We start from the raw sequence: 15,531 nt of genomic DNA, 5'->3' as shown, positions 1-15,531 counted from the left end.
GGGATCAGGGGCGGAGGACGTCGACCGTCTCTTCGCCGGAAGTCGAGGGATCCGGCGCCTCGTCGGTGACCTGGCGGGTCCGCTGACGGTAGATCCCGATTCCCACCACCACGACGGCGAGGCCCATCGAGACGTACATCTGGCTCCTGGTCTCCGGCAGCACGAGCATGCCGATGCAGAGCGCGATGATGGCGGCGATGGTGCACCACGTCAGATACGGGAACAGCCACATCTTCAGCGTGAGGTCCGTGCCCTCCGCCTCGAGGCGGCGCCGCATGCGCAGCTGGGACACCGAGATCGCCAGCCACACGAACAGGGCGATCGCGCCCGACGAGTTGACAAGGAACAGGAACACGGTGTCCGGGTACAGGTAGTTCAGTCCCACGGTCAGGAATCCCACGACCGTCGAGACGAGCACGGCCTGGCGCGGGACGCCGGAGGACCCGATCTTCGCCAGCGAGGCCGGGGCATCGCCACGGCGGGAGAGCGAGAAGATCATGCGGCTCGCCGTGTACAGGCCGGAGTTCAGGCAGGACAGCACGGACGTGAGCACGACGACGTCCATGATGTTGCCTGCCGCCGGGATGCCGAACGAATCCATGACCGCGACGTACGGGCTCAGCGCGACGGAGGCGTCGTCCCAGGGGAGAAGCGTCACGACGATGGCGATGGACCCGATGTAGAAGATGAGGATGCGCCACACGACGGACCGCACGGCGTTGCGCACCGCCGCGACGGGGTTCGCGGATTCACCGGCCGCGATGGTGGCGATCTCGGCGCCGAAGAAGGAGAACACGACCACGAGTACCGCCGCGAAGACGGCACCGGCCCCGTTGGGGAAGAACCCGCCGTGACCGGTGAGGTTGGTGAGTCCGGGTGCTTCGACACCGGGGAGGAATCCGCAGATCGCGAGGATGCCGAGTCCCAGGAAGATGACGATCGCCGCGACCTTGATCGACGCGAACCAGAATTCGAACTCGCCGAACGACTTCACGGACGCGATGTTCGTCAGCGTGAGCAGCACCATCAGGATCAGTGCCCAACTCCACTGCGGGACGTCGGGGATCCACCGGTTCATGATGACGGCGCCCGCTGTCGCCTCGATGCCGAGGACGATGATCCAGAACCACGCGTATAGCCAGCCGATGCTGAATCCCGCCCATCGGCCAATCGCCTGGTCCGCGTACGCGGAGAACGAGCCGGTCTCGGGGTTGGCGGTCGACATCTCGCCGAGCATGCGCATCACGAGGATGACGACGATGCCGGCGAGTGCGTAGGCGACCAGAACGCCGGGGCCCGTCTCGCGGATCGCGACCCCGGAGCCCACGAAGAGGCCTGCTCCGATCACCCCCGCGATAGCGATCATCGAGAGGTGCCGCTTCTTCAGCGTGTGCTGAAGCTGCGGATCGGTGGTTCCTGACATGGAGAAATCCCTTCGGCGCTACTCCGGATGTGATGTGCGTCGCTGATTCGAGAAAGTGTGGACGAGTCAGTGCGGCCGCGGAACCGCCGATTCGGTGAATTTGGAGCTGCCGGGATAGACGAAACGGCAGTACCACGCATCTGCCCTGCGGTGACCGCGCATCTGCACTGCCTTGACAAGGCGGAAACGCTATGGCTACCGTCACATTATTCAACCAGCGGACACGCGTTCGGCATACGAACACACTGGGTCCGGCACCAACCTAGACGGGACATCGGAATGAGCGATCACGCCTTCACCCCGGCGGCCGAGAAGCAGGCGCGCAGGGCAGCGCTGAGCAGCTTCGTCGGCGCGGTCATCGACTGGTACGACTTCCTGCTCTACGGACTGGTCGCGGCCCTGGTGTTCAACTCGGAGTTCTTCCCGAACGTCAGCCCGGCGATCGGAACGCTCGCCGCGTTCGCGACGTTCGGCGTCGGATTCCTGTTCCGCCCGCTCGGCGGCGTGGTGTTCGGCCACTACGGCGACCGCATCGGACGCAAGCGGATGCTGATCCTCACTGTGCTGATCATGGGCACGAGCACCGCCCTGATCGGGCTGCTGCCGTCCTTCGCGTCGATCGGCTGGTGGGCGCCTGCCCTGCTCGTCGCGCTGCGCGCCATCCAGGGCTTCGCCGTCGGCGGCGAGTGGGGTGGGGCCGCGCTGATGGCCGTCGAGAGTGCGCCGCCGAAGAAGAAGGCGTTCTACAGCAGCGGCGTGCAGGTCGGATACTCGGTCGGACTCATCCTCGCCACCGGATTCGTCATGCTCATGAGCAACCTGACCACCGAGGACGCGTTCAGCCAGTGGGGTTGGCGTGTTCCGTTCATCGCCAGCGTCGTCCTCGTCGGAATCGGTCTGTGGATCCGCGCCGGAGTCCAGGAGAGCCCCGAATTCGTCGAGAAGGTCGAGAAGGTCGAAGAGGCGAACCCGCAGGAGAAGAAGCGGATCCCGCTCGTCGAGGCACTGCGCAACCACCCGAAAGCGTTCCTCCAGATCATCGGCCTGCGTTTCGCCGAACTGTTCTCCATGTACATCGTCACCACGTTCGCGCTCAGCTACTCCACGCAGGAGTTGGGGATGGAGCGCAACTTCATGCTCAACGTCGGTCTGCTCGTCGGCGCCGTGGGCATCGGCACCATCCCGCTGTTCGCCTGGCTGTCCGACAAGCACGGCCGGCGCCGCGTCTACATCCTCGGCGCGCTGATCGGCGCGGTGTGCGCGTTCCCGTTCTTTATCTTCCTCGAGCACGGATCGATGATCGGCACCGTCATCCTGGCCGTGCTGCTGGTCAACATCTCGCACGACATGGTCGTCAGCGTGCAGCAGCCGCTGTTCACCGAGATGTTCGGGGCGGAGTACCGGTACAGCGGTGCGGGCGTCGGGTACCAGGTGGCCAGCGCGATCGGCGGCGGCTTCACCCCGTTCATCGCGGCGGCCCTCGTCACCGCGAGCGGCGGGTCCTGGCACCTCGTGGCCGTGTACCTGGCAGGCGGCTGCGTCGTCAGCGCCCTGATCGCGTGGCGCCTGCAGCCCGATTCGGCTGCTGACGCGGCGGACGCCGCCACCGCCACGAAGCTCGAGAACGCGCACTGAGCCGGTAGACGAGGAGGCGACGGTCATGGCTGCACAGTCGGTGCTCTGCGGACTCATCGGAGACGGGATCGACGGTTCGTTCTCGCCCACGTTGCACGAGGCCGAAGGGCACGCGCAGGGCATGAACTACGTGTACCGCCTCCTCGACCTCGAGCGTCTGCACGGGGCGGCCGCCACCGTCGAGGGCATCATCGACCTGGCGCGGCAGTGGGGGTTCGACGGGCTCAACGTCACCCACCCCTACAAGCAGCAGGTGATGGCGTACCTCGACGAATTGTCGCCGGACGCCGCGCGACTCGAGGCCGTCAACACCGTGGTGTTCACCGGGGGCCGGGCCGTCGGGCACAACACGGACTGGACCGGGTTCGGCAGCAGCCTGGGCCGTGAACTGCCGGGTGCGAGCCTGGGCCGGGTGGTGCAGATCGGGGCGGGCGGCGCCGGGGTCGCCGTCGCCTACTCGGCGCTGTCCCGGGGCGCCGGGCACCTCACCGTGACGGACGTCGACCGCGGGCGTGCCGAACACTGCCGGGACACGATGCGGAAATTGTTTCCCGGCAGCGTCGTCGACGCCGTCCCGGCGCCGGAGATCGCCGGGCCGCTCGCGGAGGCGTCCGGTCTGATCAACGCCACACCCATCGGCATGATCGGATTCCCCGGCGCCCCCGTGCCCGTGGACCTGCTGCGCCCCGACCTGTGGGTCGCCGACGTGATCTACCGGCCGATCGAGACACCGCTGATCCGGGCGGCCCGCGCGCTCGGGGCACCCACCCTCGGCGGCGCAGGTATGAACGTCTTTCAGGCCGCCGATGCGTTCGAGCTGTTCACCGGTGTCACACCGGATTTCGAGCGCATGTACGCGCACATGCTGACACTCGTCGAGCAACAGTCCCGGCGCGCCGCGTAGACGGTCAGCCCAGCGACAGGTCGGAACCGATGCGCTCCGCCGTCGCGACGAGTTTCGGCACCACCGTCGCCTCGACGTCGGAGCGCGTGTACTGGGTGCCCTGCAGCGAGGAGTTGAGGGCGGCGACCACGGCGCCCGTCCGATCGCGGATGGGAACGGCCGCGCCGCGGATGCCGACCTCGAGTTCGTTCTCCGACATCGACCAGCCGTCGGCGGCGACCTGCGCGACCGCGGTGCGCAGTTGGTCGACGTCGGAGATCGTCTGCGGGGTGAACGACTGGAACGTGGTGGTCTTCAGGTAGTCGTCGAAGGCGTCGGCCGACAGTCCCGCCAGCAGTACCCGCCCCGTGGACGTCGCGTACGCGGGGAACCGCATGCCCACCGTGATGGAGATGCGGATGATCCGGGGTGAGCGGACCCGCGCCACGTACACCACGTCGGGGCCGTCGAGGATGGTGACAGAGATGGTCTCGCCCAGTTCCTTCGCGAGAGCCTCGATGTGCGGATCGGCGACCTGCGGCAGTCGCAGTGCGGCGAGGTACGAGAAACCGAACCGCAGCACCCGGGGCGTGAGCGAGAAGTTGCGGCCGTCGAGACGCAGGAAACCCTTGTCCACCAAGGTGAGCAGAATGCGGCGCGCCGTGGAGCGGGTGATCCCGACGCTCTGCGCCACCTCGCTCAGCGTGCGCTCCCGGTGCTGCTCGTCGAAACATTCGAGGACGCTCAGTCCGCGGTCCAGGGACTCGAGGAAGTACCGTTCACCCGATGCCGGCTGCTCGGCCACCTCAGCAGCCACCTGTTTCGCACACGCCGTCATGGTACCGGTCTACAGACCGGTCTCCGCGGGAAGCCGCCCCGTCTTCACCGCCGCCCGCAGCGCGTCGTAATCCTTCTCGGACTGGTCCGCATACAGTCGGGCCCAGGCGGTGATCGCCAGGTCGAAGGTTTCCCCGTTGCCGAGATATCCCGCGACGAAGGCTGATCCGGGGCTCTGGCTGTGCGCACGGGCGAGCATCGTGCCGCACAGTGCTGCATATTTCATGGACTGCGCCGGTTCCAGGGTCTGCAGGTCGACGGACCCCTTCATGTCGCGGAACTGCCGCAGGTAGAAGTCGCGCCGAAGTCCGTCGTCGCCCTCGACGCCGCGCACCCACCCCAGAAACGGGTCCGACTGCGCCTGGAGGATGCGCTGCGCGCCGACGACCCGGGAACCCTGACCGTTCTTCGCGACCGCACGAATGATCGAGTCCGGTGCGGTCGCGACCTTCCCGTGCGTCTCCAGAACCGACCGCGGTGCTTCCTTGGCCTGCAGGAAGAGCGGCTCGCCGGCCGGCCCCTGCAGCAGCAGCAACCAGCAGCGGGTCCCGACGCTGCCCACACCCACGATGCGCATCGCATAATCGACCACCTCGTACTGCGTCAGCAGCAGTCGAATGTCCGCGCGCAGGGTGTCGAGGTACAGGAGGTACAACTCGGTGATGCGGCCCAGGTCGTACTTCGTCGAATGTCGGATGACGGGGAACTGGTCGACGATGTGGGGCTTGCCGTCCTCCTCCATGGTGGTCAGCTTCCGGAGGACCTGTTCGGACGTCCGTTTGCGTGCCTTCTCGGCGATCGCGCGGATCCGCTGCTTCTGCGCGCGCGGGTCGTGCTCGAGGACGTCCGTCTCCTCCTGGAAGTAGTACCGCTCCGTGGCGGTCAGCTGAAACAGTGCACTCAAAGTGTTGCGGTACGTGCGGACGGCTGCGCCCGTGGCGTCGGCGCACTGCGCCTCGGTGTACGAGTTGGCGCGTCCGTGGATCCACACGCTCGCGGCGAGGCGGCGCACATCCCACTCCCACGGCGCGGGGTAGGATTCGTCGAAGTCGTTGAGGTCGAACAGCATCCGGCGTTCCGGAGAGGCGAACAGCCCGAAGTTGGCGAGGTGCGCGTCGCCCGAGGCGATGACCTGGCAGCCCGTGACCGGTGAGTCGGCGAGATCGTGCGCCATCATCGCGGCCGACCCTCGGTACAGCGCGAACGGTGATTCGAGCATCCGTCCGACCCGGATCGGCACCAGGGTCTGCAGCCGGGTGGTGTTCTGCGCTTCGATCACCGCCACCGGGTCGCGCTCCGGCAGGGCGAATGCGCCCTGCGCTTTGCGGGACAGCGTCTCGCGCGCGGCCTTCCCGGCCGAACGTCGGGCATCGATCACCGTGGTCCTACCGGCTCGGGGAGGCGTGGCCATGGTTCGAGTCTAGGCACCGGACGCCGCCTGCTGCGCAATATTCGAGGGCGAGGGCTGCCGGCCGTCACCTCCCCATGTGAGTGGCATTGCGTGCTCGAAGACGCTTTGCCACTCACCTGGGGGAGTATGGACAGGGTGCGGTCGCGCGACGGGAGGACATCCATGGGACAGCGACTTTTCGCGGCCACTGCGGCACTGGTGGTCGTCGCGTGCGCGGCCTGCCAGTCCGAGGGGAGTTCGGCGCAGGTGTCGACGACCGCAGCTGCCGCCGCGCCGTCCGCGGGCGCGCCCGCCGTCGTCGCGTCCGACCTCGACGTGCCGTGGGGGATAGCGTTTCTGCCGGACGGGACGGCGCTGATCGCGGAACGGGACAGCGGCGCGATCCGGCACCTCCGGGCCGACGGCAGCACCGCCGTGATCGGCGAGGTGCCCGGTGTGTCGGCGCAGGGCGAATCGGGACTGCTGGGCCTGGCCGTCTCGCCCGATTACGCGACGGATCGGACGATCTACGCGTACCTGACCACCGGCGACGACAACCGGGTGGTCTCCCTGAGCTTCGACGGCCGCAGCCTCGGTCAGCCGGTCCCGATCCTCACCGGCATCCCCGCCGGATCGATCCACGACGGCGGTCGGATCGCGTTCGGACCGGACGGCAAGCTGTACGTCGCTACCGGTGAAGCCGGCGACCGGCCGCGCGCCCAGGACCCGTCCTCACTCGGCGGGAAGATCCTGCGCATCGACCCCGACGGATCGATCCCGGCGGACAACCCCACCCCCGGATCGCCCGTGTGGTCGCTCGGACACCGCAACGTGCAGGGCCTCGCGTGGGACGACGCCGACAGGCTGTGGGCCACCGAGTTCGGGGCGAACACCTGGGACGAGCTGAACCTGATCGAACCCGGCGGCAACTACGGATGGCCGGAGGTCGAGGGACGGGCAGGCGAAGCGGGCTTCGTCGACCCGGTGATCCAATGGTCCACCGGCGAGGCGTCCCCGTCCGGTCTCGCGTTCCACGACGGCGCGCTGTGGGTCGCGGCGCTGCGCGGCGAACGACTGTGGCGGATCCCGGTGGGCGCAGACGGCGCGCTCGGTGAACCGGAGTCGCTGTTCGAGGGCGAATACGGGCGACTGCGGACCGTCGTCGCGACACCCGACGGCGCCGTCTGGTTCAGCACCAGCAATCGCGACGGTCGCGGCGATCCGGGGGAGTCCGACGACCAGATACTCGAGCTCCCGTGAGTACTTGTTAACCGCCGGCGCTGGCTGTCAGCATGGTCGTGAGACACCTGGCAGTCAGCGTGGGGAGCGGAGTTCCCTGTGACCGACATCGACAGCTTTCCGATCGGGCGTGGTCCGACGGGTAGGCGTTCGTTTCCGATCGCGTTCCGGATCGAGGTGCTGCGCCGGTGGGACGAGTGCACCGAGCACGGCGCCAAGACGCGCCTGCTGCGTGAGTTGAACCTGAGCAAGAACCACGTCACTGCGTGGCTTCGCGCGCGGGAGAGCGGACAATACACGCAGGCGATGGTCGCCGCGGCAGAGAAGTCGAGGAATTGGATGGACAGTCGGGATCGGGCCGAGCTGGCGCGGCTGCGCCGGGAGAACACACGGCTCAAGGCCCAGGTGGAACAGGCGGAGACCGCCCAGGAGATCCTGGGAAAAGCGTTCGAGCTCTTGCAGGGGATCACCAAGCGCTCGAACGAGGACCCATCTGCGATCCCACCGGCGTTGATGAGCGCGAACGAGTACGCGCAGTGGCTCGAGCGAGAGAAGCTGTCCTGATCGACACCGTCGGGGTGTTGGTCCGGGACGCGGCGATGCCGGTCACCGCGGCGTGCGCCCTGCTCGGTGTGCCGCGGTCGAGTTACTACCGGCGCACCCGCGGTTACCGGCACTACGTTCCGGTCACCGAGCCGGTCCCGCACGTTCAGCGGCGGCAGCCCGCCGCGTTGTCCGACGACGAGCGCGCCCGGATCGTCGAGTTGATCCTGGCCGAGGAGAACACGGATCTGTCTGTGGTGCAGGTGTATTGGCGTTCTTTCGACGCCGGGTTCGTCGCGTGTTCGGAGTCGACGTTCTACCGGGTGGCGCGTGCGCAGAACTTGACCGGGGACCGTCGCCGCACCCGGCGGGCCACGGCCGCGGCCCGCCGGGCACCGGTCGCCCGGGCCGGTCGGGCCGGGCAGTTGTGGTCGTGGGACATCACGATGTTGCACGGTCCCCGCAAGCAGGACAGGTATCTGCTGTACCTGGTGATGGACGTGTTCTCGCGGTTCCCGGTGGCCTGGCGGATCGAGTACGCCGAGGTTCCCGAGTTGGCGGTGCAGATGTTCGCCGAGGCGTTCGAGGCGTTCGGGGTGCCCGAGGTGGTGCATGCCGACAATGGTCCGTCGATGCGCTCACATGCCCTGATCGCCGCCCTCGACGAGGCGGGCGCGTGCCGGACCTACTCACGACCGAGGGTCAGCGATGACAACCCGTTCTCCGAGTCGCTGTTCAAGACCATCAAGTACGACTTGTCGTGCCCGCTTCGGTTCGACGACATCGACCACGCGCGGCGATGGACCGAGACGTTCATGACCCGCTACGCGCTCGAACACCGGCACAGTGCCCTGGGCCGGCACACCCCCGCATCGGTGTTCCTCGGCCTCGACACCGAGGAACACCGCCGCCGACAGCACCGGCTGGACCAGATCTGGGCCGAACACCCCGAACGGTTCCGCGGCCGACCCCTGGCACCACACCCGCCACAACCGACAGGCATCAACATCAACCAGAACCTGTCTCAGACAGGTTGACAACTACCGCCGGCGGTTAACAAGTACTCACGGGGGCGGTCACGTCCAGGGCTGGACCGGCGGCGTGACCCACATGATCTTCTCGTCGCGGTGTGCGGGGGTGGCGGCGGGATGGTCGAGGTGGCGCTGCGCCCACGCCGTCTTCTGATCGAGCAGTTCGACGACGGTGAGCCAGGTTTCCATGGTGCTCGGCGGGTTCGACCCGGCCGCCCGGGCGAGTTTGCGCAGCGTGCCGTCGGTGAGGTCGAGCAGTTCCTGACCGCTGATCCCGCGATCCCACACATACCGCGCGAGTCCCATCGCCTTCTCGCGTCGCCGCTTCGCCGCGCCCTCGGTGTGCGCGAAGTCGACTTCCTGAGGTTCCATCGTCTTCCCTTCTCGTGCGCATCTCCACGGTAGGGCACCCGTGTCGCGGACCGGTATCGTGGGAGGACGATTCTCGCAGCAGACGCGAGCGGGCGGCGCGAGCAGTAGGGAAGACGGACGATGGGCAGGCAGCGCGGCGGTCGGGCTGCCCGGACATCCGACGGGGGTCCGGTGGCCGGCGTGTACCCGATCGACACGGGGACGTGCGAACTCGCCGTGGACAACCTCAACCCGCACGGCTGGGTGCTGAAGGTGAACGGCGTCGAGAGTTCCCACATCGACCTGTCTGACCCCACATATCTCGACTTCGAGTACATGCGGTGGATCGCCGAACTGGTCGCCTCGCACTGGAGCACGGATCGGCGGGTGCGTGCCCTGCACCTCGGGGGCGGCGCCTGCTCGCTCGCCCGACATCTCGCCGCCCGCTATCCGGACGCTCGGCAGGTGGTGGTCGAACTCGACGGCAAGCTCGCCGAACTGGTCCGCGACTGGTTCGACCTGCCGCGGGCCCCGCTCCTGCGACTGCGGGTGGGGGAGGCGCGGGCGGTCACCGAGACGTTGACGGAGTCGAGCCGCGACCTGATCGTCCGCGACGTGTTCGCCGGTGACACGACTCCGGCGTCGTTGACGACGACGGAGTTCACCGGGCACGTGCGGCGGGTGCTGGCACCCGGCGGCATCTACGTGGTGAACTGCGGCGACACCCGCGACCTCGTCCTGGCTCGCCGGGAGGCGGCGACCATCGGCAGCGTGTTCCCGCACACGACGGTGATCGCCGATCCCGCGATGCTGAAGGGACGCCGCTACGGCAACATCGTGATCGCGGGTAGCGACGTGCCGATCGGCGACGACCCCGCCCTCGTCCGCACACTGCTCGGCGGCGGTGTGCCCGCGCATGTGTGGGACGACGGGCAGGTGCGGACGTTCGCCGGAGCGGCGCGGGTGCTGCGCGACGCGGAATCCGGCAGCTAGACGAGCACCCAGATCAGCGAGGCCATCGCGAAGCCGACGATCGAGAGGATGGTTTCGAGCACCGTCCACGTCTTCAGAGTGTCTTTCACCGACATGTTGAAATACCGTGACACGATCCAGAATCCGCCGTCGTTGACGTGGCTGGCGATGATGGAACCGGCCGACACGGCGATGACGATCAGGGCGATCTGCGCGGAGGTGTAGTTCCCCGCGGCGATGGACGGTTCGATGACGCCTGCGGTGGTGACGATGGCGACGGTCGCCGAACCCTGGGCGATGCGCAGTGCGCAGCTGATCAAGTACGCGGACAGGATGACCGGAAGCCCGAGGGCGTCCATCGAATCGGCGAGGGCCTGCCCGACTCCGGTGGCGCGCAGGACCGCCCCGAAGAACGCGCCTGCGCCCACGACGAGCAGGATCATGCCGACCGGTTTCAGTGCGGCCGCGGACATGCCGCCGATCTCCTGCGCGGAGATTCCGCGGCGGATTCCCAGCAGGTACAGCGCCAGCAGGACGGCGATGGTCAACGCGATCGTGGGGGTGCCGAGGAAGATCAGGACCGACAGGGCGGTGCCCTCGTCGAGCACCACGTTGCCGACCGTCGCACCGAGGATCAGCACCATCGGCACGAGGATGATGAACGAGATCAGCCAGAGCGGCGGAGGGTTCAAGTCCGCTTCCTTCTCCTCCGGAATGAACTCGTCCGGCACCTCGATGATCACGCGCTTGCCGATCCAGGTACCCCAGACGACGCCACTGACGAACCAGGCGGGGATACCGCACGCGAGACCCATGATGATGATCCAGCCCATGTCGACGTGCAGCAGACCGGCCGCGGCGACGGGGCCCGGGTGCGGGGGCAGGAACGCGTGCGTCATGGACAGGCCGGCGAGCATCGGCATCGCGTACATCACGAGCGATTTGCCGCCGCGCTTGGCCGCCACGTACACGAGCGGGGCGAGGATGAAGATGCCGATGTCGAAGAAGACGGGGATGCCGAGCACGAGACCGGTAACACCCATCGCCAGCGGTGCGCCCTTGGGCCCGAACAACTTCAGCAGCCGCTCCGTCAGCACGTCGGCGCCACCCGAGCGTTCCATCATCGCGCCGAGGACGGTGCCCAGGCCGATGATGGGGGTTATGTGCCCGAGGATCCCGCCGAAGCCCTTCTCCAGAATGGAGTCGGCCGCCGACGTCGGGGTGCCGACCAGTTCGACCACCGACACTCCCGCGATGAGAGCGACGCCGACGCCGACGACGATCAGCGCGATGAACGGCTCGAGCTTGAGTTTGATGATGAGGACCAGCAGCACGGCGATGGATATCGCTGCGAGAGTGAGGAGTCCGGCTGTGTCGTGCTGCAGCCAGTCGACGAACGACGTCATTGCGTCTCCAGGGAGAAGGGGAAGGGTGCTCAGGCCGAGAGCGCGGTGACGAACGCGCGGGCGCGGTCGGTGATGTCGGTCCAGTTGCCTGCCGCGACGCTGGACGGTGGGACGACGCTGGTGCCCGCGCACACGGCGAGTGCGCCGGCGTCGAGAAACTCGCGGGCGTTGGCATCGTTGATCCCGCCCGACGGCAGGAGTTCCACGCCGGGATACGGGCCGTGCAGGTCGGACAGGTAGCCGGGGCCGAGTCGCTTGGCGGGGAAGATCTTGACCGCGGCGGATCCGAGGTCGACGGCCATCGCAACCTCGGTGGGGGTGAACGCGCCGAGGAAGACGGGAATCGACCGTCCCGTGGCGACTTTCGCGACGTCCGGCCGGATACCGGGGGTGACGAGGAACCGGGCTCCGGCGTCGATCGCGGCCGCGGCCTGATCGCCCGTCATCACGGTCCCGACGCCGAGGATGCTGCCCGCCGCGGCGGCGGCATCGGCGGCGCGGCCGAGGTGATGGAGCACGTCGGGGGTGGTGAACGTCAACTCGACCGTCCGGATTCCGCCCTCGGCGAGTGCGTGGCACAGGTCGGTGGCGTCGGGGATGGTCTCCGCGCGCACCACCGTCAGGACCCGGTCGGCCCGCAGGATGTCGATCTCGGTCATCGGACTGCTCCTCCTTCTGTGCGGCGCAACGCTCTTCCGGCGGTCGCGCCGGTGAGGCGGCCGTCCTCGAGGGCGAGGCGGCCGCGGACGAATACGTGAGAGAAACCGGTCGCAGCCTGACGCGGACGGGCGTAGGTCGCGGTGTCGCCGACCGTGTCCGGATCGAACAGCACCAGATCGGCGGCGTATCCGGGGCGGACGTACCCGCGGTCGACGAGACGCAACCGGGTCGCGGCGCGGCCGCTGAGGTGACCGACGCACTCCTCGAGGGACATCAGGCCGAGGTCGCGGCAGTAGTGCCCGAGGTAGCGTGCGAACGTTCCCCAGCCGCGGGGGTGCGGTTTCGCGCCGACCAGCAGTCCGTCGCTGCCGCCGGTGTGCCGGGGGTGCTGCATGATCGCGCGCACGTTCTCCTCGTGCCCGACGTGCTGCAGGATGCCGCTGCCGAGTTGGTCGCGGACCAGGATGTCGATGCACACGTCGAAGGGGTCGCGGTTCTCCTCGGCGGCGATGTCCGCGACCGTCTTCCCGACGTAGGCGTCGAGTTCCGGGTTCTGCACGCCGCTGATCTCGAGGGTGTGCCACTCGGCGATCACGCCGTGGCAGCCGTCGGATCCGGTGACCTCGAGATGCTCCCGGATGCGTTCGAGCGCAACCGGATCGCGGAGCCGGTCGAGGGTCTGCTCCATGCTGCCCGCCGACGCCCAGCTCGGCAGGATCGCCGACAGCGTGGTGGCGCCGGGGAGATACGGGTAGGTGTCGAGACTGATGTCCGCACCGGCGGATACGGCCGTGTCGAGCAGGGCCAGCAGTTCCGGGGCGCGGCCCTTGTTGGGACCGAAGTTCAGCGTGGCGTGCGCGAGATGCAGTGCGCACCCGGCCCGCGACGTCAGGTCCACCATCTCGGCGTAGGCCTCCATGGCGCCGGCGCCGTACGACCGGTGGTGCGGGGAGAAGTAGCCGCCGTGCTCGGCGACGGTCCGGCACAGTGCCAGCAACTCCTCGTTGTCCGCGTACATCCCCGGCGTGTACGTCAGCCCCGCGGACAACCCGACGGCGCCCTCCACCATGGACTGTGCCACGATCCGCTGCATCTCCTCGATCTCCGACGGCGTCGCGGGGCGATCGTCCCAGCCCACCACCAGCGCCCGGACCACTCCGTGCGGGATGAGATACGCGACGTTGGTGGCGATCCCGCGATCGAGTCTGTCGAGGTACTCGCCCACGCTCCGCCAGGAGAAGTCGAAACCCTCGGGATCGGTGTTCCATCCGGCGATCTTGCGCCGGACCACGGCGAGCACGTCGTCGGTGACGGGTGCGTAGGACAGTCCGTCCTGGCCGAGTACCTCGGTGGTGACCCCCTGGGTGATCCGCGACGGGTGTTCGGGGTTCAGCAGGATCTGCAGGTCCGAGTGGGCGTGCATGTCGATGAATCCGGGCGCGAGTACCAGGCCGTCGGCGTCGATCACACGGTCCGCGGCGGGGAGCGCGGTGGCGGAATGATCTGCCTCGGGCCGGATGTCGGCGATCCGGTCTCCGTCGACGAGCACGTCGGCGCGGTACCGCGGCGCTTCCGACCCGTCGACGACGGTGGCGGAACGGATCAGAGTGGTCATGGTGTGAGTCCTCGGCGGGGGATCAGAAGAAGGTGCGGATCAGGTCGACGACGACGGGGTCGTCGGAGTCGTCCCCGACGACGGGTATCCACCGCCACTTGTCGAACGCGGTGCACGGGTGGGAGAGACCGAGCCGGACGACGTCGCCGACGCGCAGATCGTGTTCGGGCCGTGCGGGATCGAGCCGGAGGAACGCGTGCTGGTCGTTGACTGCGGTCACTTCGGCGCCGACGAGGGGCTGCGGCGCCGCCCCGAGTTGGCCGGCGACGGCCTGCGCGGTGGGGAGTCCTTCGTCGAACGGGACGTCGCGCTTGCCTGCGTCGAGCAGGGCGAGGCCCGGCTCGGGGCGGGACACGACCCGGGCCCACGTGTGCATCGCCGACGTGAGGCGACGCGCCTGCGTGTCTTTGCCGCGGCCGAACGGTGAGATCCCGGTGTAGAAGCCGTCGTCGTGGATGATGTATGCGCCGGCTCGGACCACCACTTTGGTTCTGCCGCCCGCGAGTTCGGCGAGCACCTCGGCGACCACGTCGAAATAGGCACTGCCGCCGGCGGTCACGTAGACGTCCCCGTCCTCCGGGTAGCGCCCCTCGGTCTCGAGCCGGTTATGCAGCTCGGCCATCGACCGGAGGTACGCGCGGACCCGGGCGAGGGACTCCTCGGAGGCGTCGTGTGCGAGGGCGCCCTCGTAACCGGAGACGCCGGCCAACCGCAGTGCGGGGCTCTTCCCGATACGTTCGGCTACTGCCACGGCCTCGGCCACGGAGCGTGCGCCGGTGCGTCCTCCCTCTCCGCCGAGTTCGACGAGCACGGGCAGCGGACGGGCCACCGCAACGTCCGCGAGCGCCGCGGTCATCGCGTCGACCGTCTGCGGGGAGTCGGCCCACATCAGGACTTCGAGTTCCGGGTTCGCGTACATCTGTTCCGCCAGCCACCGCAGCGCGGTCGGGTCGACGAGCGAGTTCGCGATCTGCACCCGGCGCGCGCCGAATCGCACCGCCACCCGCAGCTGACCGAAGTTCGCCAGCGTGATCCCCCACGCGCCGCTGCGGATCTGCCGGTCCCACAGCACCGGGGACATCGTCGTCTTTCCGTGCGGAGCGAGATCGACTCCGTGCGCCTCGCACCAGGCCGCCATCGTGTCGAGGTTGCCGGCGATGGCCGTCTCGTCGAGGACCATCACGGGCGTGCTGAAGGCGGACAGCCTCGGCCGGGTGGCGAGGAACTCGGCCTTGGTGTGGCCGTTCGCCGCGGAGGGGAGGGCTTTGTCCACGTCGGACAGGCGCAGCTCGTCGAGCTCCGCCAAGGCGCCGGAATCGAGTGCATCCGTTCCGCTGATCGTCATCGTCGATCCTGTCGTTCGGGTTCTGTGGGGCTGGCCGACATCAGAAGGAGGGCCGTGAAGTGCTGCGTTGCGCTGTATGCAACGTTGATTGCGTTTTTGCGTCTCCTATGTCTAGCATTGGCCTGGGTCATCGTCAACGGTCCGATGCGGCATGCATCGCCGCGGCGAGGGCTCTCGAAACCCAACCCCCGTGCCGGTCCG

14 protein-coding genes are annotated in these 15,531 nt (G+C 68.2%); 6 read left to right on the top strand and 8 right to left on the bottom strand.

Translation table 11 applies throughout. The annotated features are described in order from the left end of the window. Positions 1 to 4: 4 nt before the first annotated feature. Entirely contained in the window at positions 5 to 1,423 is a 1,419-nt protein-coding gene (locus tag I1A62_RS19445; RefSeq protein WP_219459468.1) for an amino acid permease, read from the bottom strand. Positions 1,424 to 1,702: 279 nt separating this feature from the next. Here I1A62_RS19445 and shiA point away from each other — a divergent pair, with 279 nt between their 5' ends. Further along, positions 1,703 to 3,058, top strand: coding sequence for a shikimate transporter (gene shiA / locus I1A62_RS19440; RefSeq protein WP_124393941.1), 1,356 nt, complete (start codon positions 1,703 to 1,705; stop codon positions 3,056 to 3,058). 25 nt (positions 3,059 to 3,083) lie between these two features. Then, positions 3,084 to 3,962: a shikimate dehydrogenase gene (locus I1A62_RS19435; protein ID WP_219459467.1), complete on the top strand. Its 879-nt coding sequence runs from the start codon at positions 3,084 to 3,086 to the stop codon at positions 3,960 to 3,962. A gap of 4 nt (positions 3,963 to 3,966) precedes the next feature. Here I1A62_RS19435 and I1A62_RS19430 read toward each other — a convergent pair whose 3' ends face one another. Together I1A62_RS19430 and I1A62_RS19425 are read right to left on the bottom strand one after the other, a co-directional pair. Then, a complete protein-coding gene (locus tag I1A62_RS19430; protein ID WP_219459466.1) occupies positions 3,967 to 4,746 on the bottom strand; it encodes an IclR family transcriptional regulator C-terminal domain-containing protein in 780 nt (259 codons plus the stop codon). Positions 4,747 to 4,788: 42 nt separating this feature from the next. Then, on the bottom strand, positions 4,789 to 6,189 hold the full coding sequence (locus I1A62_RS19425) for a DUF2252 domain-containing protein (RefSeq protein WP_219459465.1): 1,401 nt from the start codon (positions 6,187 to 6,189) through the stop codon (positions 4,789 to 4,791). Positions 6,190 to 6,351: 162 nt separating this feature from the next. On the opposite strand from I1A62_RS19425, the gene I1A62_RS19420 reads away from it, so the two are divergent. The 3 genes from I1A62_RS19420 to I1A62_RS19410 all read left to right on the top strand — a co-directional run bounded on the left by I1A62_RS19420 (position 6,352) and on the right by I1A62_RS19410 (position 8,987). After that, positions 6,352 to 7,428: a sorbosone dehydrogenase family protein gene (locus I1A62_RS19420; RefSeq protein ID WP_219459464.1), complete on the top strand. Its 1,077-nt coding sequence runs from the start codon at positions 6,352 to 6,354 to the stop codon at positions 7,426 to 7,428. 78 nt (positions 7,429 to 7,506) lie between these two features. Further along, complete coding sequence (locus I1A62_RS19415; protein ID WP_307720204.1) at positions 7,507 to 7,971, top strand: hypothetical protein; 465 nt, start codon at positions 7,507 to 7,509, stop codon at positions 7,969 to 7,971. Then, a complete protein-coding gene (locus I1A62_RS19410; protein ID WP_257890617.1) occupies positions 7,944 to 8,987 on the top strand; it encodes an IS3 family transposase in 1,044 nt (347 codons plus the stop codon). The genes I1A62_RS19415 and I1A62_RS19410 overlap by 28 nt, the downstream gene beginning before the upstream one ends. A 39-nt stretch (positions 8,988 to 9,026) precedes the next feature. On the opposite strand, the gene I1A62_RS19405 is transcribed toward I1A62_RS19410, so the two are convergent. Then, positions 9,027 to 9,353 carry a hypothetical protein gene (locus I1A62_RS19405; protein ID WP_124393945.1) on the bottom strand — a complete coding sequence of 109 codons (327 nt, stop codon included), beginning with the start codon at positions 9,351 to 9,353 and terminating at the stop codon, positions 9,027 to 9,029. Positions 9,354 to 9,473: 120 nt separating this feature from the next. On the opposite strand from I1A62_RS19405, the gene I1A62_RS19400 reads away from it, so the two are divergent. Then, the gene (locus tag I1A62_RS19400) at positions 9,474 to 10,325 is read left to right on the top strand and encodes a spermidine synthase (protein ID WP_219459463.1); all 852 of its coding nucleotides are present in this window, start codon (positions 9,474 to 9,476) and stop codon (positions 10,323 to 10,325) included. Here I1A62_RS19400 and I1A62_RS19395 read toward each other — a convergent pair. Genes I1A62_RS19395 through I1A62_RS19380 form a run of 4 tightly spaced genes read right to left on the bottom strand, consistent with a single transcriptional unit; the run spans position 10,322 to position 15,330 of the window. Further along, positions 10,322 to 11,710, bottom strand: coding sequence for a GntP family permease (locus I1A62_RS19395; RefSeq protein ID WP_218270246.1), 1,389 nt, complete (start codon positions 11,708 to 11,710; stop codon positions 10,322 to 10,324). The two genes, I1A62_RS19400 and I1A62_RS19395, sit on opposite strands and share 4 nt — an antisense overlap. Before the next feature lie 29 nt (positions 11,711 to 11,739). Further along, positions 11,740 to 12,369: a bifunctional 4-hydroxy-2-oxoglutarate aldolase/2-dehydro-3-deoxy-phosphogluconate aldolase gene (locus I1A62_RS19390; protein ID WP_124393948.1), complete on the bottom strand. Its 630-nt coding sequence runs from the start codon at positions 12,367 to 12,369 to the stop codon at positions 11,740 to 11,742. Continuing rightward, positions 12,366 to 13,985, bottom strand: coding sequence for an amidohydrolase family protein (locus I1A62_RS19385; RefSeq protein WP_124393949.1), 1,620 nt, complete (start codon positions 13,983 to 13,985; stop codon positions 12,366 to 12,368). The genes I1A62_RS19390 and I1A62_RS19385 overlap by 4 nt, the downstream gene beginning before the upstream one ends. Positions 13,986 to 14,007: 22 nt before the next feature. Beyond that, positions 14,008 to 15,330 carry an amino acid deaminase gene (locus I1A62_RS19380; protein ID WP_219459462.1) on the bottom strand — a complete coding sequence of 441 codons (1,323 nt, stop codon included), beginning with the start codon at positions 15,328 to 15,330 and terminating at the stop codon, positions 14,008 to 14,010. Positions 15,331 to 15,531 lie beyond the last annotated feature (201 nt).

The organism is Rhodococcus sp. USK10, assembly GCF_019378875.1.
GTDB classification, from domain to species: domain Bacteria; phylum Actinomycetota; class Actinomycetes; order Mycobacteriales; family Mycobacteriaceae; genus Rhodococcus_F; species Rhodococcus_F pseudokoreensis.
This window is presented reverse-complemented; position numbering and strand designations above follow the sequence as displayed.

Coding starts and splice junctions, on each gene's coding strand:
- I1A62_RS19445 (WP_219459468.1), bottom strand. CDS start 1,423: ATGTCAGGAACCACCGATCCGCAGCTTCAGCACACGCTGAAGAAGCGG.
- shiA (WP_124393941.1), top strand. CDS start 1,703: ATGAGCGATCACGCCTTCACCCCGGCGGCCGAGAAGCAGGCGCGCAGG.
- I1A62_RS19435 (WP_219459467.1), top strand. CDS start 3,084: ATGGCTGCACAGTCGGTGCTCTGCGGACTCATCGGAGACGGGATCGAC.
- I1A62_RS19425 (WP_219459465.1), bottom strand. CDS start 6,189: ATGGCCACGCCTCCCCGAGCCGGTAGGACCACGGTGATCGATGCCCGA.
- I1A62_RS19420 (WP_219459464.1), top strand. CDS start 6,352: ATGGGACAGCGACTTTTCGCGGCCACTGCGGCACTGGTGGTCGTCGCG.
- I1A62_RS19405 (WP_124393945.1), bottom strand. CDS start 9,353: ATGGAACCTCAGGAAGTCGACTTCGCGCACACCGAGGGCGCGGCGAAG.
- I1A62_RS19400 (WP_219459463.1), top strand. CDS start 9,474: ATGGGCAGGCAGCGCGGCGGTCGGGCTGCCCGGACATCCGACGGGGGT.
- I1A62_RS19395 (WP_218270246.1), bottom strand. CDS start 11,710: ATGACGTCGTTCGTCGACTGGCTGCAGCACGACACAGCCGGACTCCTC.
- I1A62_RS19390 (WP_124393948.1), bottom strand. CDS start 12,369: ATGACCGAGATCGACATCCTGCGGGCCGACCGGGTCCTGACGGTGGTG.
- I1A62_RS19385 (WP_124393949.1), bottom strand. CDS start 13,985: ATGACCACTCTGATCCGTTCCGCCACCGTCGTCGACGGGTCGGAAGCG.
- I1A62_RS19380 (WP_219459462.1), bottom strand. CDS start 15,330: ATGACGATCAGCGGAACGGATGCACTCGATTCCGGCGCCTTGGCGGAG.